Origin of the sequence: Delftia sp. ZNC0008 (assembly GCF_000799035.1) — a bacterium.
In the GTDB taxonomy this organism is placed as follows: domain Bacteria; phylum Pseudomonadota; class Gammaproteobacteria; order Burkholderiales; family Burkholderiaceae_C; genus Comamonas; species Comamonas tsuruhatensis.
Genome location: NZ_JTKZ01000332.1, coordinates 1 through 1,664, shown reverse-complemented (window position 1 = coordinate 1,664; position 1,664 = coordinate 1). Strand labels below are relative to the sequence as shown.

Here is a 1,664-nt window from a genome sequence, read left to right as displayed (position 1 = left end):
CCGCGTAAGCGGCGCAGGCGCCGCCACATTTGTGCGAGCCCCTGCGGCTCGAAGACCAGAAAGACGATGATCAGCAGCCCGAACACCATGGTGCGCACGGGCGACAGGAAGACGGTGAGCTCGGAGCCGCCGGGCAGCAGGTCCACGATGAGCTTGAGCAGCTCCGGCACCATGGTCATGAAGACTGCGCCCAGGATGGAGCCCAGGATGGAGCCCATGCCGCCGACGATGATGGCCGCCAGAAAGAAGATGGACATCAAGAGCGGAAAGCTCTCAGGCGTGACCACGCGGAAGAAGTACGCCCACAGCCCGCCCGCCACGCCCGCGTAGAACGAGGACAGCCCGAACGACAGCAGCTTGTAGCGCAGCAGCGGTATGCCCAGCACCTCGGCCGAGATGTCGCGGTCGCGGATGGCGATGAAGGCGCGGCCTGTGCGCGTGCGAAACAGGTTGGCCGCGCCCAGCAGCATCAGCAGCGTGACCGGCACGATCACCCAGTACAGCCGGAACGACGTATCCAGCGCCACGCCGAACACCGTGGCCGGCTGCAGCGTCAGGCCGGCCGTGCCGCCCGTGAGCCTGAGGTTGGCGAACAGGAAGTGCGCGATGAACGAGGCCGCGATGGTGGCAATCGCCAGGTACAGGCCCTTGACGCGCAGCGAGGGCAGGCCCACCACGATGCCGCCCAGCATGGCCACGAAGCCGCCCGCCAGCAGGTTGAACAGCACGGGCGTGCCCCAGCGCGCCTGCACGATGGCCACCGTGTAGGCGCCCAGGCCCATGAAGGCGGCCTGGCCCAGGCTCACCAGGCCCGTGTAGCCCGTGAGGATGTTCAGCCCCGTGGCGCTGGCCACGTTGATGCTGACCAGGCAGGCCAGGTACAGCCAGTAGTCGCTGGCCATGAAGGGGAACAGCACCAGCAGCGCGCCGGCCACGGCCAGCCAGATGCGTTGCGTGCGGGAGTCGAACAGCGCCGCGTCGGCGATGTAGCTTTCCTTGAGGGTGCCTATGCGCATGCTGCCGTCCTTGCGAAACTGTCTAGAGCCGCTCGATCTCGTGCGTGCCGAACAGGCCGTAGGGCCTGAGCATCAGCACCACGACCAGCACGATGAAGGTGGCCAGCAGCTTGTATTCGCCGCCCAGGTAGGCGCCGGCCAGCGCCTCCACCAGGCCGATGAACAAGCCGCCGACCAGGGCGCCCAGCACGCTGTCCAGCCCGCCCACGATGACGACCACCAGCACCGACAGGCCGAACACGCCCATGCTCGACGAGATGCCGCCGATGGAGCCGACGATGATTCCCGACACGGCGGCGATCATGGCCGACACCGCCCACGCCAGCGAGAACACGCGCGGCACATTGATGCCCACCGAATAAGCCGCTGCCTGGTCGCTGGCCGTCGCACGCAGGGCCACGCCGCCGCGCCAGTAGCGGAACACCAGCAGCACGGCCGCGATGAAGACCACGGCCACGGCTGCGCCCCAGGCCACCTTGGGCGCGAGAAAGGCCTCGCCGATCATCACGGGCTGCGTGGGCATGAACTCGGGCAGGCGGCGCTGGTCGGCCGTCCAGATCAGCTCCACCAGGCCCACCAGCACCGAGGCCAGGCCCACGGTGACCATGAACACCGAGATCGGCGGCTCGCCCAGCAGCGGCCGGATCA

Annotated in this window: 2 protein-coding genes; both read right to left on the bottom strand. The window is 68.1% G+C overall.

The genetic code is table 11. The features are described 5' to 3' along the window. Positions 1-1,016, bottom strand: a 1,016-nt coding sequence (locus L995_RS11045; RefSeq protein ID WP_047471645.1) for a branched-chain amino acid ABC transporter permease, incomplete at its 3' end; no start/stop codon positions are given. Positions 1,017-1,038: 22 nt separating this feature from the next. Further along, positions 1,039-1,664 (bottom strand): branched-chain amino acid ABC transporter permease (locus L995_RS11040; RefSeq protein ID WP_047471642.1); only part of this gene is annotated, 626 nt, incomplete at its 5' end.